At 43.8% G+C, this 25,382-nt stretch carries 22 protein-coding genes and 3 pseudogenes (2 of these 25 cut by a window edge); 17 read left to right on the forward strand and 8 right to left on the reverse strand.

Translation table 11 applies throughout. The annotated features are described in order from the left end of the window. Window positions 1–95: pseudogene (locus tag A2048_05135) on the forward strand (hypothetical protein) (it extends 361 nt beyond the left edge of the window). Between the two features lies 1 nt (window position 96). Here the strand turns inward: A2048_05135 and A2048_05140 are convergent. Further along, window positions 97–807, reverse strand: a complete 711-nt coding sequence (locus A2048_05140) for a hypothetical protein (GenBank protein ID OGP09812.1) — start codon at window positions 805–807, stop codon at window positions 97–99. A gap of 135 nt (window positions 808–942) precedes the next feature. Beyond that, window positions 943–2,283: pseudogene (locus tag A2048_05145) on the reverse strand (hypothetical protein). 53 nt (window positions 2,284–2,336) lie between these two features. Between A2048_05145 and A2048_05150 the strand changes: the two are divergent. The 9 genes from A2048_05150 to A2048_05190 all read left to right on the forward strand — a co-directional run bounded on the left by A2048_05150 (window position 2,337) and on the right by A2048_05190 (window position 10,746). Continuing rightward, window positions 2,337–2,828 carry a hypothetical protein gene (locus A2048_05150; protein OGP09813.1) on the forward strand — a complete coding sequence of 164 codons (492 nt, stop codon included), beginning with the start codon at window positions 2,337–2,339 and terminating at the stop codon, window positions 2,826–2,828. 47 nt (window positions 2,829–2,875) lie between these two features. Beyond that, window positions 2,876–3,157: a hypothetical protein gene (locus A2048_05155; protein ID OGP09814.1), complete on the forward strand. Its 282-nt coding sequence runs from the start codon at window positions 2,876–2,878 to the stop codon at window positions 3,155–3,157. Window positions 3,158–3,197: 40 nt separating this feature from the next. Then, a complete protein-coding gene (locus A2048_05160; protein ID OGP09815.1) occupies window positions 3,198–3,470 on the forward strand; it encodes a hypothetical protein in 273 nt (90 codons plus the stop codon). Window positions 3,471–3,635: 165 nt separating this feature from the next. Then, window positions 3,636–3,935 carry a co-chaperone GroES gene (locus tag A2048_05165; GenBank protein OGP09816.1) on the forward strand — a complete coding sequence of 100 codons (300 nt, stop codon included), beginning with the start codon at window positions 3,636–3,638 and terminating at the stop codon, window positions 3,933–3,935. 67 nt (window positions 3,936–4,002) lie between these two features. Further along, a complete protein-coding gene (locus A2048_05170; protein ID OGP09817.1) occupies window positions 4,003–5,661 on the forward strand; it encodes a chaperonin GroL in 1,659 nt (552 codons plus the stop codon). Between the two features lie 441 nt (window positions 5,662–6,102). Further along, window positions 6,103–7,248, forward strand: a complete 1,146-nt coding sequence (locus A2048_05175; protein OGP09818.1) for a hypothetical protein — start codon at window positions 6,103–6,105, stop codon at window positions 7,246–7,248. A gap of 266 nt (window positions 7,249–7,514) precedes the next feature. Beyond that, on the forward strand, window positions 7,515–8,147 hold the full coding sequence (locus A2048_05180) for a dTMP kinase (protein ID OGP09819.1): 633 nt from the start codon (window positions 7,515–7,517) through the stop codon (window positions 8,145–8,147). Between the two features lie 23 nt (window positions 8,148–8,170). Continuing rightward, window positions 8,171–9,121 carry a hypothetical protein gene (locus A2048_05185; protein OGP09820.1) on the forward strand — a complete coding sequence of 317 codons (951 nt, stop codon included), beginning with the start codon at window positions 8,171–8,173 and terminating at the stop codon, window positions 9,119–9,121. An 86-nt stretch (window positions 9,122–9,207) separates the two neighbouring features. After that, window positions 9,208–10,746 carry a methionine--tRNA ligase gene (locus A2048_05190; protein OGP09850.1) on the forward strand — a complete coding sequence of 513 codons (1,539 nt, stop codon included), beginning with the start codon at window positions 9,208–9,210 and terminating at the stop codon, window positions 10,744–10,746. Window positions 10,747–10,748: 2 nt separating this feature from the next. Here A2048_05190 and A2048_05195 read toward each other — a convergent pair whose 3' ends face one another. Together A2048_05195 and A2048_05200 are read right to left on the reverse strand one after the other, a co-directional pair. Beyond that, the gene (locus A2048_05195; protein OGP09821.1) at window positions 10,749–11,492 is read right to left on the reverse strand and encodes a hypothetical protein; all 744 of its coding nucleotides are present in this window, start codon (window positions 11,490–11,492) and stop codon (window positions 10,749–10,751) included. Next, window positions 11,489–14,956, reverse strand: coding sequence for a transcription-repair coupling factor (locus tag A2048_05200; protein OGP09822.1), 3,468 nt, complete (start codon window positions 14,954–14,956; stop codon window positions 11,489–11,491). The genes A2048_05195 and A2048_05200 overlap by 4 nt, the downstream gene beginning before the upstream one ends. Before the next feature lie 48 nt (window positions 14,957–15,004). On the opposite strand from A2048_05200, the gene A2048_05205 reads away from it, so the two are divergent. After that, entirely contained in the window at window positions 15,005–15,880 is an 876-nt protein-coding gene (locus A2048_05205; protein ID OGP09823.1) for a hypothetical protein, read from the forward strand. A 177-nt stretch (window positions 15,881–16,057) separates the two neighbouring features. After that, window positions 16,058–17,968, forward strand: a complete 1,911-nt coding sequence (locus A2048_05210; GenBank protein ID OGP09824.1) for a hypothetical protein — start codon at window positions 16,058–16,060, stop codon at window positions 17,966–17,968. On the opposite strand, the gene A2048_05215 is transcribed toward A2048_05210, so the two are convergent. Further along, window positions 17,951–18,964, reverse strand: coding sequence for a hypothetical protein (locus tag A2048_05215; GenBank protein ID OGP09825.1), 1,014 nt, complete (start codon window positions 18,962–18,964; stop codon window positions 17,951–17,953). The two genes, A2048_05210 and A2048_05215, sit on opposite strands and share 18 nt — an antisense overlap. Before the next feature lie 98 nt (window positions 18,965–19,062). Between A2048_05215 and A2048_05220 the strand changes: the two genes are divergently transcribed. Next, a complete protein-coding gene (locus tag A2048_05220; GenBank protein OGP09826.1) occupies window positions 19,063–19,389 on the forward strand; it encodes a hypothetical protein in 327 nt (108 codons plus the stop codon). An 84-nt stretch (window positions 19,390–19,473) separates the two neighbouring features. On the opposite strand, the gene A2048_05225 is transcribed toward A2048_05220, so the two are convergent. From A2048_05225 to A2048_05235, 3 genes are all read right to left on the reverse strand, one after another. Beyond that, window positions 19,474–19,731 carry a 50S ribosomal protein L27 gene (locus A2048_05225; GenBank protein OGP09827.1) on the reverse strand — a complete coding sequence of 86 codons (258 nt, stop codon included), beginning with the start codon at window positions 19,729–19,731 and terminating at the stop codon, window positions 19,474–19,476. 88 nt (window positions 19,732–19,819) lie between these two features. Continuing rightward, complete coding sequence (locus tag A2048_05230) at window positions 19,820–20,131, reverse strand: 50S ribosomal protein L21 (protein OGP09828.1); 312 nt, start codon at window positions 20,129–20,131, stop codon at window positions 19,820–19,822. Between the two features lie 143 nt (window positions 20,132–20,274). Next, window positions 20,275–21,486 carry a hypothetical protein gene (locus A2048_05235; protein ID OGP09829.1) on the reverse strand — a complete coding sequence of 404 codons (1,212 nt, stop codon included), beginning with the start codon at window positions 21,484–21,486 and terminating at the stop codon, window positions 20,275–20,277. 70 nt (window positions 21,487–21,556) lie between these two features. Here A2048_05235 and A2048_05240 point away from each other — a divergent pair, with 70 nt between their 5' ends. The 4 genes and pseudogenes from A2048_05240 to A2048_05255 all read left to right on the forward strand — a co-directional run. Further along, window positions 21,557–22,345: a hypothetical protein gene (locus tag A2048_05240; GenBank protein ID OGP09830.1), complete on the forward strand. Its 789-nt coding sequence runs from the start codon at window positions 21,557–21,559 to the stop codon at window positions 22,343–22,345. A gap of 8 nt (window positions 22,346–22,353) precedes the next feature. After that, on the forward strand, window positions 22,354–23,724 hold the full coding sequence (locus tag A2048_05245) for an argininosuccinate lyase (GenBank protein ID OGP09851.1): 1,371 nt from the start codon (window positions 22,354–22,356) through the stop codon (window positions 23,722–23,724). 6 nt (window positions 23,725–23,730) lie between these two features. Continuing rightward, window positions 23,731–24,990: a diaminopimelate decarboxylase gene (locus tag A2048_05250; GenBank protein OGP09831.1), complete on the forward strand. Its 1,260-nt coding sequence runs from the start codon at window positions 23,731–23,733 to the stop codon at window positions 24,988–24,990. A gap of 94 nt (window positions 24,991–25,084) precedes the next feature. Continuing rightward, window positions 25,085–25,382: pseudogene (locus tag A2048_05255) on the forward strand (hypothetical protein); it runs 428 nt beyond the window's last position.

A 25,382-nucleotide genomic window follows, 5' to 3' on the forward strand; every position in this document is an offset into this window, starting at 1 on the left:
CCCCCACGGCTCCTTCGGGGGCACAGTTTTTTTTCTATTGCAGAAATCAGGAAGCCGCTTTGGTTCCTTCCAACGGTGTTCTTACTATCGAATGAATTAATTGTTTAAATAATCTTCTAAAATTTCACCCTGCTTTTGCATCATGAAATCATATTGGTCATAAGTGGGGTTTAAAGAGATGACGGCATTCATGATGTCACTGGCCATGAGGTCTGAAAGAGAATCGGTCAGATAGTTGATGCGTTTATGTTCGCTAATGCCCATGGCATGTCCCAGTTCGTGGGCGATAATTTCAGGGGAAATCTTTCCGGCTTTGATTTCCATGACCCAGTCTAAAACAACCACGTCATTGTATTCTTGGTCACGGGTATGAACAAAATAAGTATAGGTATATCCAATGGTCTTATCCGCAATTTCCTTGGGTTCTTCGCCGTCAAAATCAATGTCTTTTACTTTGTAAATAATGCGTTCTTTTCGGGTCCATTTATCCGTTACTTCAAAAACATCAAAACCAATCGCTTGATTGGCAATAGAAATTCCTTCCTCGATTTCGGATTTTTCTTCGTCTGTAAAATAAGCCAAATAAATGGGAATGGGCAATTGGGTAATTGTGTCGGTTAAGGTTCCATTTTCTGCACTTGTAAAAGCGCCATAACGATAATCATCTCCGGTGGGGCCCTCATCTGTTGTAGGATTGACATCTTCTTGGGCTCCATTGCCATCGGTAAAATTGGGGCTTTCAAATCCACCACAGTGAGCCAAAACAAGTAAAACTGGCACCAACAACAAGGAGGTTTTATTTTTCATAAATTAGAATACCTTTCTTAGTTCAAAGTATTCTAAAGCAACCCCCATGCCATTTTGACTTACAAGATTATATGTAATAAATATATGATATTATTAAGTTTTATATTTAAAGGTTGGGAAAGAGAAGGGGGGCTCTTACCTCAGAGATTTTTGGGTTTTTGTTGTTTTGGGGGGTCGGGTTCCTTCTTTAAGTAAGAGGGAAATAATGCGGGAAGCAAGTACGGTTTTAAGGGTTTTGCCCCAGTGAATTTCATGCCCTCGGGCGCTTAAGAGGGTTGTTTCATTATAGTCCGATTCAAATCCTTTGTTTTTCCCAGCAACGGAATTAAGCACAATCCAGTCACAGTTTTTCTCTTTAAGCTTTTTAAGAGCGTTTTTTTTTGCATTGTTGGTTTCGGCCGCAAATCCCACCAAAATTTGGTGGGGGTTTTTCTTTTGTCCCAATTCCTTTAATATATCCGGGTTTTTGACCAGTTTGAGGGTAAGGGTCAGTTGTGTTTTTTTGATTTTTTTAGGGGCTCTTTTTGCGGGCCTATAATCAGCCACAGCGGCAACCTTAATAATAACATCTGCTTTGGGAAAATGTTTTATGACAGCCCGATGCATTTCTCCAGCGGTTGTTACATGAATTGTTTTGGCTTTTTTAGGAGGGGAAAGGGAAGTGGGGCCGGTAATCAAAATAACCCGATGCCCCATTTTAAGGGCGGCACTGGCCAGTGCATAACCCATTTTCCCCGATGAATGGTTTGAAATGAAACGAACAGGATCGATGGGCTCCAGTGTGGGGCCAGCGGTGATAAGGAAATGAAGGGAGTGTTGTTTTATCATGATGTAGGGGCGCTGCTTGCCGCGCCCTTTAACCTGGAATATCTAGTGGGGTGGGCGCAGCAAGCAGCGCCCCTACATCTAAATTATTTTTTGAATCGATTTCAAAATCTCCTCCGGCTCTGCCATTCTTCCCATTCCTTCATAGCCGCAGGCAAGGGAACCTTCATCGGGCCCGACAAAGAGAAATCCATTTTTTTTCAATTCCCTCACATTTTTTTGAACAATCTTGTTTGCCCACATATGGCAGTTCATAGAAGGGGCCAATAAAATGGGGGCCCGGGTGACACAAATAAGAGTTGTGAGTAAATCATCACAAATTCCGTGAGAAGCTTTAGCCAAGAGATTGGCCGTGGCTGGGGCAATGACGACGAGTTTTGCGTTATCGGCTAGTTCAATATGCCCCATTTCCGATTCCTGGGTTAGGTCAAAAATATCCGTATGAACAGGGTTGACAGAAAGAGCCTGAAACGTAAGAGGGGTAACAAATTCAGTGGCGGCTTTAGTCATGACCACATGGACATTAAAATTGTTTTTGGCCAATAACCGAACTAATTCGGCTGTTTTATAACAGGCAATGCCTCCGCTGACGCCCACAACAACCGTGGGGCCGGCTTTGGTTGCTTTTTTCTTGAAGGGGGATGGAACCATAACATGTTCATATTACGTGGGTTTTATACGTCAAGGAAAGAAAAAACTATCCCTTGGAGGGACCCAAAGTTTTTCGTTACAATAGTAAAGGTTATTTTTTTATGAAAAAAAGACGTTCTGACATTCGGATAAATGTTAAAATTTCACCGCGACTTCAATGGGTTATAACTTATTTAAAAAAAGCCAAGGCCAAAATGCCCAGTCTTATCATGCCGGCTCAAATAAGGTCTTTCAAACCTACTGAAAGAAAGATTATGCGCGTTTTTGGGAATGTTTATTTTGAAAGCCGGATTATTGTCTTGGCCACCCATAATCAGCAAACTTATGTGAACAAAAAGGGACAAACGCGGGTGAAAAAAATAGTGGCTATTTCACACCCTGAAATTCTTAGTACCTTGGCCCATGAACTGGCTCATCTTCACTATCCCGATCACGACTACGAACACGAAGAATTTACCCGTACCATTTTTAAAACTTTTGACATCACCCAAAAATGTCTTACATGCAAGGGTACGGGGCGTATCTCGACGGAAATAAGACCCTAGCCCATTTCTTCGTTGCCAACCAAACTAAAGTATGGTGAAGAGTAGGCGTGCGTCTTAAGGAAGAAATCATCAAAAAAATAGCAACACGCGTCGTGGCCCGACTTAAAGAAAAGAATGTGGCTACCTTTCGTGTGCCCGATTCCAAATTGGTTGAAAAAGTGATTGCCGTGATTACAGCTGATATGGTGGGTGAGGAAAAATTGGATGAGGATGCCCGTAAGATGATGGATCAATACCGTGGCCAAATGCAAACAGGGGCCATGGACGAACGGAAGCTTTTTTTAATGATTAAAAAGCAATTGGCCAAAGACCGAAAAATTATATTGTAAGTCCAACCCGTCAGACGCGTCCGACAGGTCAGACATTAAAATGCGCCTTTCCGAAGACAGAATTTCACATCTTTCCCACAAAATTCACGACCGTCTTTACTTGGATGAGTTGGTCGATTACACCAATGAGGATGAAGCTCTTAAAATAATCAAGAATATTTTTACCGAGTTTTTACAGGTAGAAGATCAAATAGACACGTTTGTGCGTCATAAAATCCAGACCCTTAAAAAGGGGGTTGTCGAAGGGTCTCCGGAATGGGAAGTCCTTTATCGAAAATATTTTGAAGAAGAGGCCCAAAAAAGAAAATTATAAGCCTTTGTTTTTTTATTCTATTCTGCAGCGCCTTTAATTTTTTTATTTCCCCCTCTTGACAAGAGGGCTTCAAACAATATATTCGCCACGCTCTTAAAAAGCACTTGTAAATCTGCAACTTACAAAAATTTGTTTTTAACAACTATCTAATGGAGGTTTTGTATTATGAGTAAAAAACTCAAGGTTCGTCCTTTACACGATCGTCTTATTGTAAAGCGATTAAATGAAGAAGAAAAAACCAAGGGTGGAATTATCATTCCTGATTCAGCCAAAGAAAAGCCGCAAGAAGGTGAAGTGCTGGCTGTGGGGAATGGCAAAGTATTAGAAGATGGTAAAAAAGTTCCCCTCGATATCAAAGTAGGGGATCGTATTTTGTTCTCCAAATATTCCGGCAACGAAATCAAGGTTGACGGTGAAGAATATCTTATCCTGCGTGAAGATGATGTGCAGGCAATTGTTGAATAATCTTGTTTTGCGCATGTCTTCACTTTGAAGACCCGTTGAAACAACATTTTTAAAAAAGGAGCAAGTTATGGCAAAGGAAATTATTTTTGATGAAGGCGCCCGTCAGAAAATTCTCCGTGGGGTGAATATTCTGGCAAATGCCGTTAAGGTGACATTGGGCCCAAAAGGTCGCAACGTCGTTCTGGAAAAATCATTTGGTTCACCCACCATTACCAAAGACGGTGTGAGCGTGGCCAAGGAAATCGAACTTGAAGACAGGTTTGAAAACATGGGGGCCCAGATGGTGAAAGAAGTGGCTTCCAAGACAAGTGATGCAGCCGGTGATGGAACAACCACCGCCACGGTTTTGGCCCAGGCCATTTTTCGTGAAGGCGCCAAGCTTGTGAGTGCCGGACATAACCCCATGGGGATTAAGCGCGGTGTTGACAAGGCTGTCAGTATTGTTGTCGATGAGTTGAAGAAACTCTCCAAACCCACCAAAGACCGCAAAGAAATTGCCCAAGTGGGAACCATTTCAGCCAATAACGACAATGCCATTGGTGGCATTATTGCTGATGCCATGGACAAAGTGGGTAAAGAAGGCGTGATCACGGTAGAAGAAGCCAAGGGCATGGAGACCACCTTGGAAGTGGTGGAAGGAATGCAGTTTGATCGTGGTTATCTTTCTCCTTATTTTGTCACTGATCCTGAACGCATGGAATGCGTGTTGGAAGATCCTTTCATTCTCATTAATGAAAAGAAAATTTCCAGCATGAAAGATCTCCTTCCCGTTTTGGAACAAGTGGCCAAAATGGGACGACCTCTTTTGATTATTGCTGAAGAAGTTGAAGGCGAAGCTTTGGCAACCTTGGTTGTTAACAAGCTGCGTGGAACTCTTCAGGTTTGTGCCGTGAAGGCCCCCGGGTTTGGTGATCGTCGCAAAGCCATGCTGGAAGACATTGCCATTTTAACAGGTGGGAAGCTTGTGGCCGAAGAATTGGGCATCAAGCTGGATAGCCTGGATATCAAAGATTTGGGTCGTGCCAAACGCGTGACCATCGACAAAGAGAACAGCACCATTATTGATGGCGCCGGCAAAAAGAGCGAGCTTGAAGGCCGTGTGACGCAAATTCGCAAACAAATCGGGGAAACAACCTCCGATTATGATCGCGAAAAATTGCAGGAACGTCTGGCCAAGCTTGTGGGCGGTGTTGCTGTGATTAATGTCGGTGCTGCCACAGAAACCGAAATGAAAGAAAAGAAAGCCCGTGTGGAAGATGCCCTTCATGCAACCCGTGCGGCAGTTGAAGAAGGTATTGTCCCAGGGGGTGGAGTTGCTTTCATTCGTTGCGTGACGGCTTTGGAAAAAATAAAGGTGGATGCCGAAGAGCAATCAGGGGTGACCATTATTAAACGGGCCCTGGAAGAACCTCTTCGTCAAATTGCCGTGAATGCCGGTGTTGAAGGCGCCATTGTGGTCGAAGAAGTTCGCAAAAACAATGGGGCTTATGGTTTTAACGCCCTAACAGGTGTGTATGAAGACCTTATTAAAGCCGGTGTCATTGACCCAACCAAGGTGGCTCGTACAGCTCTCCAGAACGCTGCCTCGGTGGCTTCTCTTATGATTACCACCGAAGCCATGATTGCTGAAAAACCCAAGGAAGACAAAGATCTTTCTGGCGCTGGAGCTCATGGTGGTGGCATGGGTGGCATGGGCGGAATGGGTGGTATGGGCGGTATGATGTAGAAGAAAGAGAACCAACCTTTACAATCGAAAAGCCCGGTAAGCTTTTTAGCTTATCGGGCTTTTTTTTGGGGTTGAAATAGAAGTAAACTATTTATTTTTCAAATATTTATAATTTAAAAATCGATGCAGTGCGTTATTTATGCTTGACGCTTATTTTATTTTCGGGCACATTCGCCGACAGTTGTTTTTAAAGACTCGATGAAGATCGGGTAAGTTTTGAAAAAAGCTTACTTGACAGTGGGGGATGTTTAAATTTAAAATCCCGCCCTAATCGGGTCCATTAACATTCACGTCAGTGAATGTGAGTCTTTTAAATACCAGTTTTGTTCGGTTGAGTTGAAAAACTCGAAGAGCAATTTGTTTTATGACAACAGGGGAATGTTTGGTTGTTGTTATAGGCAAATGGTAGGACTCGTTTAACCATTAAAAAGGAGTGAATCAATGAATAAAAAATTAATAGGCCTGTTTGCAGTTGGTTTTATCGCTGCAAGCACCAGCCTCTATGCTAACGGTACACCTGCTCCCTCAGCAGCTGCCGAAGGCGTTGAAATCAGTGGGGCTGTTGATGTTGTCACTGTTTACCAACATGATGACAAAGACGCTTTCACCGGTGCTAACTTTGGTGGTATTGGTGATTTTGGTTTGACCAATGCTGGCGATAGAGACACATTTGGTTTCCTTATCAACGAAGTTGAATTGGATTTGGCCAAAACTTTTGGCGAAAACATTCGTCTTCGTTCTGATATCGACTTCACCAACCTTACAAACACCACTGGCGCTGCTGGCGTACGCTTGGAACAAGCTTATGTCACTGCTAATTTGGGTGTGGGTAACGGTATGGAATTCTTGATTGGTAGCTTTAATGCTCCCATTGGGAATGACAGTGTTGATATCCGTGATAACTGGTTGGTCAGCCACAACAATACCTTCCGTTATTTAACTCCTGCCAACACAACAGGTGCTAAATTGTACTATGCTTTTAGCGATCTTGTTGATTGGCATTTTGCCGTTGTTAACGACCTTAACGACAACGGTTTTGCTGATAGCGCACTTCCTTCCGTTTTAAACCGTTTGGGTTTTAACTGGGGCGAAGAAGGCAACAAGAACAAAGTTGGTCTTGCTATCGGCGTAGGCCCTGAAAACACTGGTCACAATGCCCACTGGGATTGGTTGGGTGATGTGGATGCCATGTTTGCATTGGGTGACAATGTTGACTTGGCTTTGGAAGCTGCTTATCGTCAAACCAATGATCCTACCCCCGCTTCTGGCATTAGCAACCAGAAAGCTTTTGGCGCTGTTGCTGCCATTAACTACCAAGCCAGTGATGTGTGGGATGTAACCTTCCGCGCTGATTGGTTGTGGGATTTAAATAATCCTGCTCTTGCTGGTGGTGCTTCAACCACGGGTACTAACTGGAACGGTGCTTTCGAAGGCACTCTTCTTGGTGGTAGCGTCGGTGCTGGTTATGCCATTACGGATGGTGCCAAACTCAAAATGGAATACCGTTTTGACTTTGCCGCTGTTTCTGGCCCAGCCAACAATTCAGACTATCATTCATTGTTAGCTGAATTTGCTTACAGCTTCTAATTGTTAGCCTGTAAGAAAGTTTTTCAAAAAAGCCCCTCTGTGAAAACAGAGGGGCTTTTTTATTTGTACAAAGTAAATTTAATTGGGTAATGTTTATGAAATTTTTTAATGGAGCATGGTTCGACCACCGCGTAGCGGGGTCCCGTTTGCGGGACTGGCTCACCATGTCCAAATAAATAGGACACCCTGCTTGCCCGCCGTTGGAGGGAGATTGCCCCGCATACGGTCCCGCTACGCGGTGATCGAAGGGTAAGGGTGAAGATGTTTTGTTTATCACATTTGAAGGCATTGAAGGCACGGGCAAAACAACGCAGATCAAGCTTTTGGCTTCTTGGTTGGAGAAAAAAGGGAGCTCTGTTGTTTTAACGCGGGAACCGGGAGGGACGGCGATAGGGGATGACATTCGACGGATCTTGCTTGATTCCCGACACCAAAATATGGCTCCCTTGGCTGAACTACTTTTGTATGCGGCCAGCAGAGCTCAACATCTTGAGGAAGTGATTAAACCTGCCTTAAAAGCCAAAAAAATGGTTTTGTGTGACCGTTTTTCTGATGCCACAACGGCTTATCAAGGGTATGGTCGCAACTTACCTTTAGAATTAATTCAAAAAATTCATCAAATAACTTCGGATACTTTGATTCCGCATAAAACATTCTTGTTTGATCTGCCCGTGGAAGTGGGGTTAAAGCGAGCTTGGCATCGTATTGAGAAAATCAAAAATGGGAATAAAGAAGATCGTTTTGAAAAAGAGGCTCTTTGGTTTCATCAGCGAATTAGGGATGGCTATCTTAGGCTTGCACAAAATGAGCCGGAACGATTTGTGATCATTGATGCAAATAGAGATGCTGAAATTGTTTTTAATGAGATAAAGAAGCATGTTGAGAAATGGATTGGGTAAGGAGAAAGAGTTACATCATCGTTATGTTTATTGGGCATCAAAAAAATTGGGACAAGTTACTGGGATTGGTTCATCAAAAAAAATTGCCCCCCGTTCTTATTTTTTATGGCCCCGAAGGAATTGGCAAATCCCTTGTGGCCCGGCACTTGGCCGCTTTTCTTTTTTGCTGTGATAAAAACCAGCAAAATAATGAGAAAAGTTTGGGTTTGTTTGGGCCACTTTCCAAAGAACAGAAAACGTTCCCGAAATCCGCCTGTGGGAAATGTGGGTCTTGTCTTAAAGTTTTTGGTCGTCAGCATGCCGATTTTTATTGGATTGAGCCCGAGGGAAATAGCCTGAAAATAGAAGCTATTCGCAAGCTTCAATCCGATCTGGCGCGTACCCCCCTTGAAGGGAATATCAAGGTGGTGGTGATGGATCAGGCCCATACCCTTACCTTGCAGGCAGCCAATGCCCTTTTAAAAACCTTGGAAGAAGCGCCCGCCCATGTTTATTTCGTGTTGATAAGCCCGGGCCTTTCCCAGCTTATTCCCACCATTCGTTCACGGGCCCAAAAACTTTATTTTGAAACTTTGTCCTATGATGAATGCAGACAGGTTTTAAAAACGCATGAAGAAATTTCATCGGAACGTTTGGACAGTTTGATTCGTTTGTCCGATGGGTCTCCGGGTTTGATTTTGAAATTTGTATCGGAGGAAATCCTTCAGGGTTTTGAATCCATAAATGCTGTCTTGGAAACCCCTGCCGTTTTATTTTCAGCCATTACGGAAGCTGTTGAAAATATTTTGTCCTTGAAAGGGGACTTGGATTTGACCTTGGAAATGGTCAAAAAGCATTTGATGGAAAAGATGAAAGGAGACAAAAATTGGGAGTATGTAGAAAAGGTGGATAAGGTTTCCAACGCCCAAAAAGACTTGGATCGCAATGTGAATAAATCCCTCATTCTGGAAAATTTATTGATTCAATTAAGATAGATTTATAGTAACTGATCAACGTAATGGCAATGTAAGGGCAATTCATGAATTGCCCTTACACAGTCAAGAAAGGCACACGTTTATTTATGCCCCAATTCTTCATCACAACAGCCATTGATTACGTCAATAGCATCCCCCATATTGGAACAGCCTACGAAAAAATAGGGGCTGATATTTTGGCGCGGTTTCACCGCATGCTGGGCGATGAGGTTTATTTTCAGATGGGGAATGATGAGCATTCAGTCAATGTAAAAAAAGCGGCGGAAGCCCAGGGGCTTGCCCCAAAGGCTTATTGTGACCAAATGCGTCCCAAGTTCGAGGATGTTTGGGAAAAGCTGGGTATTTATTGCGATGAGTTCATTCAGACCAGCGATCCAAAACACCACCAGTCCGTCTCCAAATTATTCAAAACAATTTATGACAATGGCTTTATTTATGAGGGGGACTACGAAGGGCTTTATTGCGAATCGTGCGAAGCTTTTTATACCGAAAAAGATTTGGTGGATAATGTGTGCCCCCAGCACAAAACCCGCCCAAAATTTATCAGGGAAAAAAATTATTTTTTCAAACTAAGTGCCTTTGACAAGAAACTTTTGGAGCACATTGAAAAAAATCCCCAGTTCATTTTGCCTGAAAACAGGCGCAATGAAATCATCAATGTAATCAAAGGGGGTTTAAAAGATGTCAGTGTCTCGCGTGCGGGCTTTGATTGGGGCATTCCCCTTCCTATCAAGCCCAATCACGTTGTTTACGTCTGGTTTGATGCACTCATCAATTACATCACCTGGATAGGGTTTGCTGATGATCCACAAAAATTCAAAAAATGGTGGCCGGCGACACTGCATGTCATTGGCAAAGACATCACACGTTTTCATTGTGTAATTTGGCCGGCCATGTTGATGGCGGCCAATTTATCCCTCCCTAAAACAGTTTTTGGGCATGGTTTTGTTTATCTTAAAGGCGAAAAAATGAGTAAATCCCTCGGAAACGTGGTGACGCCCCTTGATGTGGCTGAAAAATACGGCCCTGATAGTTTGCGTTATTATTTGCTGCGTTCCACCAGTTTTGGGGATGATGGCAATTTTACGTGGGATGATTTCATTTTGCGGTACAACAGTGACTTGGCCAATGGGCTCGGTAATCTGGCCAGCCGTACAGCCGGAATGATTGCCCGTTATTTTTCCGGGAACATGGAGCAGGCCAAACTTGCGGGAGAAGATTTGAATTTGGTGAACAGATACACACAGGTTTTAGATCAAGTAAAAAACAATCTTGATCCATGGAAATCGGGCGATATTTTGTTTCATCGTGCCTTGGAAGCGATTTGGGCTTGGGTGGGGGAAATTGATCGCTATATTGATGCCGAGGCACCTTGGACTTTAGCCAAACAAAAAAATGAAACTCGTTTGCGTGAAGTGTTGACCACGGTCACTCAGTGTCTTTATTATTTTTCGTGCCTCTTAAAGCCATTTATTCCTCAAACTGCTGAAAAATTAAGAGTCATGTTTGGGTGGAATGACATTCCTTTTGATCAGTTAAATTTTGAAAGTAAGCTTCCTGCAGATCCCATTATTCTTCCCCAAGAGAGACCCAGCCTTTTCCCCCGTATTGAAGTTCCCAAATAATTTTACCATTGGGTTCCAAAAGATACCCCGGCTGTTATCGGGTTGGGATGTTCTACCAGGTCTCTTAAAGAAGGGTGAGTGAGAACCATCACTTGAAAATGGGGTTCGAAATAAAATTTTTTGTTTATTTGCCAGTTTAAACTGGCTTCAAATGAAGCATGGTTCAAGGCCGCTTTTTTAATCCCGAAATAAAGTTCGTTCCATCGGGAAGAGGCTAAAGCCAGCCCCAGGGTTGCTTCAAGATTTACATGCTTAAAAATTTCTTTTGAGTAGGTTCCATAAAAATTTACGAAATATCCCCCGTGTGCTTCGTCGAAATCAACGGACTGTTTGAATCCAATGCTGAAATCTTTTACAGGATAGAAAACATCCAGCCCTATTTCTGCCGTTGTATCTGATGAGGTGTTTGGATAAAAATAATAAACAAGCCCTGGATTCAAAGTGAGCAAACCAAGAGAATATTCGTAACTTATTTCAACATCGATCTCGTTGAATTCTCCCTGATTTGTTTCATCGGTAAGCGGCATATTGGCCCATATCCCGGCTGTTAAGTGGTTTCTGGAAATACAGGCTGAAGGCTGCCAAACGGCCGAGTCGCTATAAAATAGCCCGCGCCATAAATAACGGTACGCAAAATCAGAATCCAAGCCCAGCGAAAAAGGGTTTTCTTTTTTTTCTTCATCAGCTGTTGCCAGGGAAGAAATGGAAAAAAATGACAGGGCTAGGATCAGGAAAAAATGTTTCATTGTTGGTTTTGAAGCCTTGAAAGCATCTGATCTGTTTTTTTTAAAATTTCTTCCCCTGAATTCAGGGGTTCACCAATGATGAGTCTTCCATCCGGAGTGATTTTGAATTTTTTTGGCTGGGTTCTTACAAGATGGATCAGGTAATCGGCCGAAATGGAAGTGTGGGGATGAATCTGTACGACAAACCCTGATTTTTGGGTGCTTACAGAACTAAGCCCCAGTGCCCGTGCTTTTATCTTGAGTCGAATCAGTTCAATTAAATTTTGGGTAGGGCCTGGCAGTTGCCCAAAGCGATCCGTCCATTCATCGTGTAAGCTCTTGCAATCTTCTTCTTTTCTTAAAGAGGATAATTGTTTGTATAAAACCAGCCTTAAGCTGGTATCAGGAATAAGGCTTTCAGGAATGTGGGCTTCGAGGGGCAGTTTCATTTCTACCTCGATGTCTTCTGCGGTCTTTTCACCTTTTAATTCCATGACGGCTTCTTCAAGAAGTTTGACATACAAGTCATAACCAATGGAGGCAATGTGGCCGGATTGCTCGTCTCCCAAAATATTGCCAGCGCCCCTAATTTCAAGATCGTGCGAGGCAATTTTAAAACCACTACCTAACTCGGTGAAGCGCTGGATGACGCCCAATCTTTTACGTGCATCCTTGGTCATGAGTTCATCATGGGGGACAATAAGATAACAATAAGCCCGTTGGTGGGACCTGCCGACACGTCCACGAAGTTGATAAAGCTGGGCCAGCCCCAGATGATCGGCGCGGTTGATGATGATGGTGTTTGCCAAGGGGATGTCAATTCCTGATTCAATGATGGTGGTGCACAAAAGAACATCGAATTTTTTATCCATGAATTTGAGCATCACTTCTTCCAGTTTTTCCTCGAGCATTTGTCCGTGGGCGACGCCAATTTTTACTTTGGGGACCAGTTTGGCGATACGGTCGCGCATGCCCTCAATGGTTTGAACGCGGTTATGCACAAAGAACACCTGCCCGCCGCGAGTCATTTCATGCATGATGGCTTCGCGAATAGATGCATCGTCAAATTCAGTGACAAAGGTGCGGACGGCCAGGCGGTCTTCAGGCGGTGTGTTGATAATGGACAGGTCGCGTATGCCGCTTAAGGCAAAGTTGAGCGTTCGTGGAATGGGAGTGGCGGTTAAAGTGACGATATCGACGACATTCTGGAATTTTTTGAGTTTCTCTTTTTGAGTCACTCCAAAACGATGTTCCTCATCCACAATGACAAGACCCAGATCCGCAAAGTGGATGTCGTTTGAAAGAAGACGATGTGTGCCCACAATAATATCAACGGTGTGATTTTTTATTTTTTCTACGATTTTCTTTTGTTCGGAAGCAGTTTGAAAGCGTGAGAGCGAGGCCAGGTTGATGGCATGGCTTTCAAAACGCTTTTTGAAGTTTTGATAATGTTGGAAAGCCAGAACCGTCGTAGGCACCAGAACCGCGACCTGTTTATGGTCGAGCACAGCCTTGAAAGCCGCCCGAATGGCCACTTCGGTTTTCCCATAGCCCACATCACCGCAGACGAGCCGGTCAGTTGGTTTGTCCGATTCCATATCGGCAAGCACGTCATTAATGGCTTGTTGCTGATCTTGGGTTTCTTCATAGGGGAAGGTGGCCTCGAATTCTTCAAATACGGCATTGCGTGGCGAAAAGGAAAATCCCTTGGCTGCGGCCCTGACGGCCTGGATTTTTAAAAGCTGGGAGGCCAGCCTGCGCGTGGCTCGCCTGATTTTTTCGCGAACCTTGAGCCATGAAGTGCCTCCCATTTTATCCAGTGTGGGGACAATGCCCTCCTGGGCCGAATAGCGTCCAATACGGTCAAGCTGGTCAACGGGGACGTAGAGCTTGTCCCCCCCTTGGTATTCAAGAAAAATAAAATCGTTGTGAATGCCGTTGATGGTTAAGGGAATAAGCCCGCGATAAATGCCAATGCCATGGTCCTGATGGACAATAAAGTCTCCCATGCCCAGTTCTGAAAAGGACGAAAAGGTTTCGAGCAGTTTCCTCTCTTTTTTCTTTTTTATTTTTTGTCCAAAAAGATCCTCTTCGGTTAATACCCACAATTTTTTTTCAGGCCAGAAAAACCCACGAGAGGGAGACTGGGATAAGAGGTGTATGTGACTTGTTTGACCATTGTCGGAAAAAAGTGAATCAATGGTTTGTTGTTGCTGAGACCGGGATTCACTTTGCATCAACGGAAGTTTAAATCGTGAAAGCAGGTCAAAGATCCGGTCCTTCTGTATTTTTGAATGGCTTGTGATGAGTATTTTGGTTCCAAGCTCTCTTTTCTCATCAAGATCGTTGGCCAGCGGCTTGAGTGATTCTTCATGGGTGAAGGATCGTATTTTATTTTTTATGAATTCATTGGTCTCCATTGAAACTGCAATGGAGTTCCCTGTTTGCAAGCTTGAGAAATCAGTCAGGGGGAAAAAAGATAGCAAACTTTCCAGCTCTTTTTTTGACAGGAAAAGTTCTTCTGGATTGACCATGCGTTCAATCGATGTTGATTCTTTTTGATGGCGTTTGAGTTCTTCAATATTTTTTTCTGCCTGAATCAGAAGCGAATCGGTTTCAAGCCCAAACAAAACAGTTTGATTGGGAAGATAGTCAAAAAGGGTTCCGGGTTTTTCTTCAAGAAACGGGAGAAAAGTTTCGTGGCCCGGGAAATAGATGTTATTTTCAATTTGGTCGTAAAGTGTATCGCGTTCCGTTTTTGGGATGTCTCCATCATCACAGCGTTTTTTTATTTCTTCCTTCCAGTTTTTTTTAAGAAAGGACCATAAAAGGTGTTTGGTGGGGGTCAGAACAATCTGTTCGGTGCTTGCGACCGACTTTTGGGTTTGGAGTTCAAAAAAACGCAGGGCTTCGACCATGTCTCCAAACAAATCGATGCGGCAGGGGTGGTCGTGGGCGGGGCTAAAAATATCGATGGTCCCCCCACGAACGGCAAATGTTCCCACGTCTTCAACCAGCGGGGTCCTTTCATAACCAAGATGGGTCAGATCGTTGATAAGCTTATTTAAATCTATCTCCTGATCGCGAATGATGGTTTGAGTGACTGTATCAAACAATTTTGGGGATATCAGTTTTTGGGTAAGGGCTTTTAACGGGACCACCCATAATCCTTTTTCTTTGGCTTGTTTTAATTGCCACAAGATTTGTATTTGAGTGTGAATGGGTTCGGCATTGGGAGAAAGATGATAATAGGGACGCAAGTCCAGGGACGGAAACATGGTGACCGGGGCATGACCTTGAAGATAAAATTTCAGGTCTTCATGGAATGTTTGGGCTTCTTTGAGATGGTTGGTTAGAATGAGCGCCGGTTTTTCTGTGGCCAAATACCACTTGGCAATGGAAAATGCAGGGCTTGAACCCACCCAGCCTGAAAGGTTTAGTTTTTCACCTGGAAGAAGGCCGGTAATTTTGCTAGCTAAAGGCATGAATGGCTCGTTTATGGGGGGCCGGGGTTAAAAAAACAAGAGTAAAATATGACGGATTCAAAACCTATTTCCCGTTCTCAGCCGGATAAAAACTCGGAGTCTGTTTTGGAAAAGAGTTTAGAAAAATCCTTCCAAGTGAGTGGGGAACCTTCTTCTATTAAACCCGATACCTATCAAAAAGCGGCAGATACCGCCGCTTTTTTTTCACGCGAAGCCATTAAGAACTGGTTGGCTCGCCTAAAAACAAAGGCTGAAGGTGAAGAAAGCCTTTTTGAAAAAGTACTGAGGGAATGCCTGGATAATTTCAAAAAATTCATTCCCTTCATCGAAGGGAAGTATCCGCGTTTTAAACCAAAAACACCGGATGAATGGAAAAACTTTTTTCACAATTTGCAGAAAGATGGACGAATTCCCCAAAGTGTGGACGTGGCCTTAGAAGATGTGAATGAAGTTTTATATAGAGGGGCTTTTTCTGATGCATTGGGCCATACAGTGATTGTGTCCGATGTAAGCATGTCCTTGGCTCAAAAATGTCGATGGGAAAAATATGTTCAAATAGTTTTTAAAAGAGATCAGGCTTTAACTTGGCAAGAAACAGCACCTGGAAATTCCATTTTTGAAAAAATGAAGGGATTTTTTAATGGGAATTTTGCTTTTACAAAAATGGTGTTGTCTCCTCTGGAAAGTGAAAACGGTACGGTCAATATGATGGATCATTTTCGTAACCCTTTTAATGCCCGTGCCCAAAAAAATATGGACCAACGCCTTATAGAGGCCAGGCCCGAAACACGCCTCTCTTTATTAAGAGGGGAGGAGGCGTCTTTTTTGAAATCAGGGGGAAAACCGCAAAGTTTATTCCCAAAATGGATTTTATGGATTCTCCTTATCGTGGCAGGGATTTTCGTTTGGGGGCTATTTATGTAACTAATTGAAATTATTATGTTTTATATTTTTTTCTCTTGGTAAAAAAAGGTTGTTGAATTCATTTAAAATCCTTTATACTTAAACCCGAAATTGATTCCAGCCGTTTGAAGTGGGTCCTGCAACAGAGTTAAAGGGTCATTAAAAATAAAATTGTAACAGCTAGTCTAAGGAGTAGTCTTGAAATATATAAACTACGTTCCCCTGAGGGGGGTTTTTGTTTTTTTTGTTTTTCCGTTGGTTGTCGGCTGTGGAGGTGGTTTAGGTCAGGCTCCTGTACGTAGTTCAGGGGATGCGATGGCCGCTACCATCGACTCAAACAATTCAGCCTTTCCAACAACAAATCCTTCCGAAGGTACTGTAGAAAGCCTTATAGAAAATCAGTCAGCCCAAGAAAATGAAGAATATGCAGTTGCTCCTTCCAACAAACGCATGGATGGAGTGGAATATTTTATCCAGCAAGATCTTAAAGAAGCCAATTCCCCCAGTACAAAATTCAGCAAAAAAAAGAAAAAGAAACGGGATCTTCCCGAATTAAAATCCATTTACGATGACGATGGAAGCAAGTGGAACCCGGAACGTGGATATGACATCCCCTATGTTTACAATGACCAGGTTCAAAAATGGATCAATGTTTTCACGGGTAATTTGCGAGGCAAGTTTGCTCAATGGATCAATCGAGGCAGTCATGTAGTTCCCATTATGCAAGAGGTTTTACGTGAATATGATATGCCCACCGATCTTGTTTATCTTTCAATGATCGAAAGTGGTTTTAACATGCACGCCTACAGTCATGCCCATGCAGCAGGAGCTTGGCAATTTATCAGGTCTACGGGGAAAATGTATGGGTTGGAATGTAATCATTTCATCGATGAACGTCGTGATCTGATGAAGGCCACTCATGCAGCTGCCCGTCATTTGAAAGATTTGCATAATCTTTATGGTGATTGGTATTTGGCTTTTGCCGCCTATAACGCAGGAGCGGGCAAGGTCAATGGGGCCATTCGCAAGTCTCGTTCCACCAATTTTTGGACATTAGCCCAGCCGAAAACTCGTTATCTGAGACAAGAAACCAAGGATTATGTTCCTCGTATTTTGGCGGCGGCAACCGTTGTTAAAAATTACAAAAAATATGGTTTTAGCCGATCCTTATTTGATGAGCCTCTTCGTTTTGATGGTGTGACCATTCCTGATGCCACAGACATTGATGTCATTGCCAAAGCTTCTGGCTCTTCTATAGAAGAAATATCAAAGCTTAATCCTTCACTTATGTTGGGGGTGACTCCACCGGATAAGCATTACACCGTCTATCTTCCCGATGGGCATAAGGATAATTTCGAAAGGAATTATGCCGATATCCCAAAACAGGATCGTGTTCATCATGTTTTTTACAAAGTTCGTAAAAAAGAAAATTTGGCCACTATTGGCAAGCGCTATGGGGTTTCGGCCAATGTTTTAGCTAGCGCCAATGACATGAGACTTACAGAACGGTTGGTGCCGGGTTCCTATGTGCGCATTCCCAAACAGGGGGAATCCACAGACAAGTTTATAGCCCGGGCTTCGTTAAATGCCCCCGCTATGGGAGTTGCTTCTTCGGGGGCTACTTACCGTGTTCGTAAGGGGGATACTCTTGGCAGAATTGCTTCCCATCATGGGGTAAGCGTGGCCCAATTGAAAAAATGGAATGGGTTGTCAGGCCGTGGAGTTATTAGAGCAGGGCAAAAATTGAAAGTATCGGCCCAGAAGCTTGTTGCTTACCAAAAACCAAAAGTACAACCAAAAGTTTCTGAGGCAAGCACAGCCGGGATACAAAAAGAGGTAACTGTAAGTTCTGTGATTGAAGGGAATGGTTTGGGCAAACAAGAAGAACCTTCCTTACCCAGTGCCGCTGAAGTTGAGGGGCCTGTGGCCATGGCGACTGAGCCTTTGGTTGAAGCCAAGCCGGCCGTCATTTTTCATTCTGTGCAAAAAGGGGACACTCTGTGGGATCTTTCAAAACGATACGGTGTAAGCGTTAATCAAATCAAGCAGTGGAATGGGCTGCAAAACAACAAGCTTAAAACCCGCCAACAGTTAAAGATCAATTCCTAAGGTTTTTGTATTCCAAACTTTTTCAGGATTTTTTCCAAGCCCGATTATTTCGTGACCGGCCTTCGGGTCAATTTCAATAACAAGGGAACATTTTGTATCCGGGTTCCATTTGAGACTTAAATTTTCATCAAAGAAATTTTTGGTAGCCTGATAATCTGGTCCCAAACATACGGTTTGTCCTGCTTGCCGCATGGTCTCTGTGAGTTTTTTTAATGGTTCTAAAAAGCCAGGGCCAAAAAATTCATCTTTTTCTCCAAAAATAATATGCAGGGTTCGTGTAGAAAAACGTGGGGTAAGCCATTGGGGATTGTCGTAAGGGATTTTAAGCTGATGTTGGCAAGAATGATGCTGATTTGAATGGATCATTTCATCGTTTAAGAATTGTCCGTAAATACCCACCCATTCGAAACGATTGTCCTGACTTCCCGCGGCCAGGGCCACAAGGCCCCCCAGGCTTAAGCCGGAGATCATGTTTTTTTGGGCACTGAGCTTGAAAAGATTGTTGGGGGATTGTGAAACGGTTTCAAGGATATCTTGAGCGATTCTTGCTTCTGAAATAAATTGATCCATCAAGGATGTTTTTTCCCAGACGGTGTGTTTGACAAAACGATAGTGGTAACCATTGCTCTTCTCAAAACTTGGGAGATCGGGTAAAAAAACAACCATCCCCTGGCTTGCGGCTTTGGCTCCTACGGCATGGTCAGCTCCTGTTTCATCAAAAGCGGCTTTTAAAGCTGAAGAGCCATGCCCATGAAGATAAACCAGGCTTGGAAGTGGTTTATTATCCTGATTTTCAGGAAGCAGTAAAAGCCCCTGTCGTATTTGAGAAAAGCTTCCCTTATAGTGGATGCGGTAGGCCTTGATTGGGAAATGGGTTGGATGAGAAATGAGGTCAATTTTTTGAGAGTTTTCCAAAGCCAATCCCAAAGGGGTTGCCATAAAATACATCCCCAAAAACAGGAAAAACACTGATAGGTTGAAGAGCAATTTTATCATGGAGGGCCTGTGACGATTGTGTTACAACAAACCCCTCCCTAAAAAAACAGTTTTTTTGGGGGAAATTAGTTTTGGGCAATGCCCTTATAGGAGGATTTATGAAAAAATTAACAGTTCTTTGGGTCCTTGTTTTAAGTGTGGTTTTGATGAGCGCTTGCAGCAAAAAAGGGGATTCTCCCACAGCTTTATCGACAAGTATTGGAGTGGCTGCTTGTGATGAATATCTTTCAAAGTATGAAGCCTGCGTTCAGTCAAAAATTCCTGATTCGATGAAAGCGACCCTGTCTGCTTCATTAGAGCAAACCAAAACCCAATGGAAGGCCGCTGCAGCATCCGCTGAAGCCAAGCCCGCCTTGGAAGCCAGCTGTAAGGCAGCTCTTGATGCAGCCAAACAAAGCATGCAAGCCTATGGTTGTGCGTGGTAAAACCTTTTCCATTTAAAATAAAAAAGCCATGCACCGTACGGTGCATGGCTTTTTTTATGTCTGAAATTTTATTAAAAGTGGAACCTAGGCTGCAGGCAGAACATTCACCTTTGTTCTTTGTTTGCCATAACGGCTAAATTTTACGACGCCGGCAACCAGCGAAAAAATGGTGTAGTCACTTCCCATGCCCACATTGGCGCCTGGATGAATTTTCGTGCCAAGCTGGCGTACAATGATTTCACCGGCTTTGACAGCTTGCCCTCCATAGCGTTTAACGCCACGGCGTTGGCCGTGAGAGTCACGGCCGTTTCTGGAAGATCCCCCTGCTTTTTTGTGTGCCATAAATAATCCTTATCGTAATGCTCCGTGTACGGGCATTTCTCCATGTACGGGCGTATTTCACCGTGCCTGCCTCTGGCAGGATACGTCCCTACGATGCGTGAATTTCCTTGATTTCAACACACGTCAATGACTGACGGTGCCCTTTTTTCTTGTGATAACCCTTGCGGCGCTTGTATTTATAAGCAATCACTTTTTCACCCTTAGTTTGGTCAACCACTGTTGCCAGAACTTTGGCTCCGCTGACAAGAGGGGTGCCTACTTTAACGGAGTCCCCTTCTATCAAAAGGACCTGATCAAAAGTAATGCTTTGCCCCTTATCTCCATCCAATTTTTCGATTAAAATTTTGTTTCCTTTAGCGACACGGTATTGTTTGCCGCCGGTTTGAATGACTGCCTGCATATAAAATATCCTCTGTTAAGTAAAAACGAGGGCGAACCCTATGATATTTGAGGGAGTATTGTCAAGTTTTGAGTCAGCTTAAAAATAAGGACTATTTTGGGAATCAAACCAGGGAATTATGGTATTTATAGTGGACATGAAGCCTAAGTCTGCCCACTTTTCACAAAACTACCATCTTTGAGCTCGGGACGGGGGGCCAGGATAATGGCTTCGTCGGCGCGGATATTGGCTCTAATCGTGATTTCTTGGGGGCTTTTTTCGGGGCCGGTTTCTACTTCCACTTTTTCCGCTTTGGGGCCGGTAACAATGAAAATGTAATTTTTATTTCCCTCTTTTAAAAGGGCCTGGGGAGGGATGAGAAATACCTTGTTCATTTTACGCGTGATGATTTTTACTTCCCCTTCTTGCCCCGCACGGATAAGCCCACGGTCATTGGGGACGTGAAGATGGACTTCCAGTGTTTTGGTGGCTGTGTCAATGATGGGGCTTATATAAAAAAGGGAACTCTGGGCTTCCAGATCCTCCGCATTTTTTGGATGAACGGAAGCTTTGCTTAGTTTGTCAATATAAGAACTGGTTTGGGCAGGGATTTTGGCGACAAGGGTCACCGGATTGACCTGAATGATTTCAAAAAGCACATCTCCCTCATAAATTTGGGTCCCATCGGTGACAAAACGTTTTTGAATCATTCCTGCAATTCCTGCTTTCACCGACAAGAGCAGTTGTTTGTTGATGAGGGTTTCCAGTTCCTGCCTGATACGTTCGATTTTTGCCTCATCCACCTTGATTTGGGCGGCATAGTCAATAACCGGAGGAGGTTCATTTTTGGGAGCCGTGGCTATAGGGGTGGAAGGGGGGCTGTTTACAATGGCATCATTCTCACCATATTTTCCGGTTTCTTTAGTGGGGTGCCCTTCTTCATCAAGGAAAATATTTTCATTGTCTTCGTGAGGAGGTGCAGTTGTTTGTCCCCCCCCTTTTTGATGGAGTTCTAAAATGGCCTCCATTTCCTTCTGCTCAGCCTGTTTTTTTTCGACCTGACTGACTAAATCATCGCTTTTAAGCTGGCATAAGACATCTCCTACCTGGACGGTGTCCCCCTCATTGAAGAACACTTTGTCAATGGTTCCGCTTAAGGGGGATTTTACCGTGAGTTGATCTGAAATTCTAAAAATACCGGTGCCTTGGACGGTCAACGGGGCTTCCTCAATTTTTGGAACGATGGTGGTCACTTCATAAACAACATCACCCTGTTTGGGTTGGTCGGCCTGTTTTTTGATGGAAGAGGGAAGGCACGGCTCATAGGAAAATGAAATAGCCAATAACACGGGAAGGGTGAATAAGCGTGCTTTCATGAATGAAGGGATTATAAATTGATGGAAATGGAATGCAAGTAACGTGTATAAATAAGGGAAAAATAGTTTTATGAATATTCTTCTTGTTTTTGCCACCAAGCCTGAATGGGAACCTTGGTCTAAAAATGTCCCCTGGGTTCGGAGCCCCAAAATCCAATGGCCCTTTTACACGCTTGAGGGCTCACTTTTTTCACTGCCATCCCATTTCAAATTTTTTCTGGCTCAAACCGGTATTGGTTACGAAAGTATTTCCCGGAAGACGTCCTCTTTTGAACAAATATTAACCGGTCAAAAACCGGATCTTGTATTGCATTTGGGGGTTTCTGGCGCCTTGACCCCTTTACTTAAAGAGGGGGACCTGGTTTTGCCCACTCACGTTCTTGCCTCTGATGAAAAAAATCTTCCCTGTGATGGTGTTTATGGAAAGCTGATGGAGGATGTTTTGATGGAATCAAAAACCCCCTTTTTTAAGGGGCTCCTTTTTTCAAGTAAATTTGTGTTGGCCGATGCGGATGCAAAACGATGTGTGGGTGAGGATACCCAAGCCCTGGCGGTTGACATGGAAACCTACTGGATGGCCCAAATTTGTGAAAAAGTCAGGGTTCGTTTTGTGGCATTACGTGGCATTTTTGACGCGGTGGATACCGACTTAACCCAGCTTGGTGATGCCGGGCTTGTTTGTTCCAATGGGGACATAAACCGGAAAGGTCTGATAAAAAATTTGATATCCAAGCCAAAGCTTCTTTTAAGTTTGCCCCAGTTCCGCAAAACCATGAATTTAGCCAATTCCCGCCTGTTTACAGTGACGAATACTTTTTTGACAAAGCTGGCCCAAGTTGGTACTTTGCCCGCCTTGTGAAAACAAAAATAAATAAAACTTGGGGCGGGCGTTTCGAGAAAAAATCACATCCTCTTTTGGAAGTTTTTAACGCTTCCTTACCTTTTGATAAAAAACTTTATCGTGAGGATATTGCAGGGTCTTTAGCTCATGCCAAAATGCTGACCACGGTGGGGCTTGTTTCGCAGAAAGAATTTTCCCAAATCCAAAAGGGTCTCGAGTCTGTTTTGGAAGAAATGGAGTCCGGGAAATTTGTGTGGAGCGATGCCCTTGAAGATATTCACATGGCTGTAGAGACAAGGCTCACCCAAAAAGTGGGCCCTGTGGGAGGAAAATTGCACACAGCTCGAAGTCGCAATGATCAGGTGGCTTTGGATTTAAGACTTTATGTGCGGCGGGTTATCGAGGAATTAAGCAAAGAAATAGTCCAGGTTCAAAAAGCCCTTGTGACTTTGGCCCAAAAAGAAGGTTTTTGTCCCATGCCGGGATATACCCATTTGCAACGGGCCCAGAGCGTGTTGTGGGCCCATCATTTGCTGGCCTATGTTGAAATGCTGGAACGTGACAAAAGCAGACTTGCCGATGCCTTGACCAGGACGGAAGTATTGCCCTTGGGGGCAGGGGCTTTGGCGGGAACAACTCATCCCATTGACAGGAACTTTGTGGCCAAGGAACTTCACTTTAAAAAAGTAAGTCACAATAGTCTTGACTCAGTAAGCGATCGCGATTTTGTGGTCGAGTTCTTGTTTTGTTGTGCTCTTTTGTCGACTCATTTATCGCGTTTTGCCGAAGAACTTATTTTGTGGGTCAGCCAGGAATTTTCGTTTGTAAAATTGCCTGAAGAATTTTGCACGGGTTCTTCCATGATGCCCCAAAAAGTAAATCCCGATGCCGCTGAACTTGTTCGCGGGAAAACAGGAAGAATTTATGGGAATTTGGTGAGCTTGCTTACCACGTTGAAAGGCTTGCCACTGGCTTACAATAAAGATTTGCAGGAAGACAAAGAACCCCTTTTTGACACCACTGAACAAATGCTGGCGATGTTGTGTGTTTTATCAGCCATGATTCCCGGCATTAAACCGAACAAGGACAAAATGCTCCAGGCCACGGAAGAAGGCTTTTTACTGGCAACGGATGTCGCTGATTATTTGGCCACCAAGGGCTTGCCTTTCCGTCAGGCCCATGAGGTGGCTGGGATGCTGATAAAATATTGCCTGAAGTATGGCAAGGTGCTTGAGAAACTCAAACTGACGGAACTTAAAAAACATTCACTGCTTTTTAAAAAAGATGTGTTTTCCTGGCTTTCCACCGAGGCATCCATTGATCGTCGTTTAAGTTTTGGGGGAACAGCCACCAAGAACGTAAAACAAGAAATCAAGAGATGGCAGAAGATGTTGTAGGAGTGCATGGATTATTTTACTTACAAAAATAATGAACTTTATTGCGAAGGGGTTTCGCTTGAGAAATTGGTCAAGCAATTTGGGACCCCTCTTTATGTTTACAGTTATGCTGCGTTAAAAAACCGGTTTGAACGTTTTAACAATGCTTTTAAGTCGATTGATTCCCTTATTTGTTATTCCATGAAGGCCAATTCCAATGGGGCGGTCCTGAAAACATTTGTTGGGTTGGGAGGCGGTATTGATGTTGTGACAGGTGGCGAATTGTGGCGTGCTTTGAAGGCGGGATGCCCGGCTTCACGTATCGTGTTTGCAGGGGTTGGCAAAGCCGATGATGAAATCAGTGCGGCCTTGGATGCGGGTATTTTGCAGTTTAATGTTGAGTCAGAAGACGAACTTGAAAATATTTCAAGAATCGCCGTTGCCCGCGGGAAAAAAGCTCCCATTGCACTTCGTGTCAACCCGGATGTTGACCCGAAAACCCATGCCTATATTTCAACCGGCCTTAAGAAGAGCAAGTTTGGGGTTAACCACAAACGCGCCATTGAAATTTATAAAAAAGCGTCAACCATGTTGGGCATTCAGGTTGTGGGAATTGACTGTCATATCGGTTCGCAAATTACGACCACGTCTCCTTTTGTGGATGCGGCAAAACGGGTGCGCCATTTGGTTGAAACTTTAAAAAGTGAAGGGATTGAAATCAAGAATTGGGACATCGGAGGTGGTTTGGGCATTGTTTATAAAGACGAAACGCCTCCAACGCCTGAGGATTATGCCAAAGCTCTATTGAGCGTTGTGGGAGATTTAAAACTCAAGTTTATTTTTGAGCCGGGCCGGTTTTTGGTGGGAAATACGGGAGCTTTGGTTACCAAGGCGCTGTATAACAAAGTTGGCGAGAACAAAAACTTTTTAATTGTGGATGCGGCTCTTAACGACTTGATGCGCCCGGCCATGTACGATGCCTACCACGCCCTGTGGCCTGTCAAAAAGGACGGGGCACGGCCTGATCTGGTTGCCGATGTTGTGGGCCCTATTTGTGAGACGGGTGATTTTTTTGCCCATGACCGGACCATGAAGCAAGTTTTGCAGGGGGAATATCTGGCTTTGATGAGTGCGGGGGCTTATGGTTTTTCGATGTCATCGACTTACAACTCACGGCCTCGCGCCTGTGAGGTGTTTGTAAATGGTGACCAAGTTGATCTTGTGCGCCATCGTGAAACGTTTGAAGATTTGGTTCGGGGGGAAGTCATGCCGGGGTATTTACGGTAAGGTCATTTCGACTCCGCTCAATGACCACTCATGTTTGGTCCCCGAGCACTCATGTTTGGTCCCCGAGCGGAGTCGAGGGGATCAATTTGAAATAATGAATCTTAAATTTACAAAAATGCACGGAGCGGGAAATGATTTTGTTTTTTTGAACAATATCTCCGGGGATATCCCCATAAACGCCGAATTGGCCAAAAAATTGTGCCATCGTCGTTTTGGTGCCGGGGCTGATCAACTGCTTGTCGTTCTTCCTTCTTCCGAGGCTGATTTTCGCATGGATATTTATAATGCCGATGGGGGTAAGGTTGAAATGTGTGGCAACGGGATCCGTTGTTTTACCAAATATGTGTGGGATAAAAAGCTGACCACAAAAACAGAATTGGCGGTGGATACCT

It is taken from the genome of Deltaproteobacteria bacterium GWA2_45_12, from assembly GCA_001797365.1.
Taxonomy (GTDB): domain Bacteria; phylum UBA10199; class UBA10199; order UBA10199; family UBA10199; genus UBA10199.